The sequence below is a fragment of the Bradyrhizobium sp. WYCCWR15520 genome (assembly GCF_056174665.1).
Window position 1 is genome coordinate 1 of the sequence record NZ_JBWBWM010000168.1, and the last position, 673, is coordinate 673.

The window sequence follows — 673 nt, forward strand, 5'->3', positions numbered from 1 at the left end:
AGCAAAAAGACGTTCCCGTTCACCTTTTACAAAATAACCGCTCTCAGGATCTGTCGTACTTTCTTTTATTTCCCGTTCTTCTGAGCATTGCCTGGGCTTTAAGGGCTTTTTGCCGTTGGCTTCGCGATCGGCATTAATTTCTCGATCTAATTGTTCCTGATAAGCTCTTGTTTCTTTTCTCACAATCTTCTTCACAAACTTTTTCTTATTCGCATTGGCTTTGACATGGGTTCCATCGATAAAGGCGACCGACGGGTCGACAAGACCGAGATCCATGGCCTGACGCAAGATTTTATAGAAAATTGTTTCAAATAGGTCCGTATCATGAAAACGGCGCTCATAGTTTTTACTGAAGGTTGAAAAATGAGGGATTTTTTCAGAAAATCCATATCCAATAAACCAGCGATAAGCGACATCGGTTTCGATCCGTTTAATGGTTTCGCGCATCGAGCCCTGGGGTTTCTTCATCGTGATGGGCCTCGTGATCGCCGGCGTGGTGGGCACGCTGTGGCTGCGCCCGCTGATGTCGCTGGGCTACACCGTCATCCAGTTCCTGCTCACCCCGCTCACCGCGCTGATCCAATGACGATCCCGCTGAGTTGCCGCCGGGCGCACTGGCCTGGGACGCGCCGGGTGCGCAGGCCGCCGGCCATCCAGGGCACCGTACCAGGCA

At 51.1% G+C, this 673-nt stretch carries 1 protein-coding gene and 1 pseudogene; one reads left to right on the forward strand and one right to left on the reverse strand.

Annotation, left to right across the window (positions count from 1 at the left end; all coding sequences use genetic code 11):
• A pseudogene (locus tag AC0QUY_RS42675) lies at positions 1 to 450 on the reverse strand (transposase); the annotation flags it as partial.
• On the opposite strand from AC0QUY_RS42675, the gene AC0QUY_RS42680 reads away from it, so the two are divergent.
• Positions 434 to 586, forward strand: coding sequence for a hypothetical protein (locus AC0QUY_RS42680; RefSeq protein ID WP_475391743.1), 153 nt, complete (start codon positions 434 to 436; stop codon positions 584 to 586). The pseudogene AC0QUY_RS42675 and the gene AC0QUY_RS42680 overlap by 17 nt on opposite strands.
• Positions 587 to 673 lie beyond the last annotated feature (87 nt).

Coding starts and splice junctions, on each gene's coding strand:
- AC0QUY_RS42680 (WP_475391743.1), top strand. CDS start 434: ATGGTTTCGCGCATCGAGCCCTGGGGTTTCTTCATCGTGATGGGCCTC.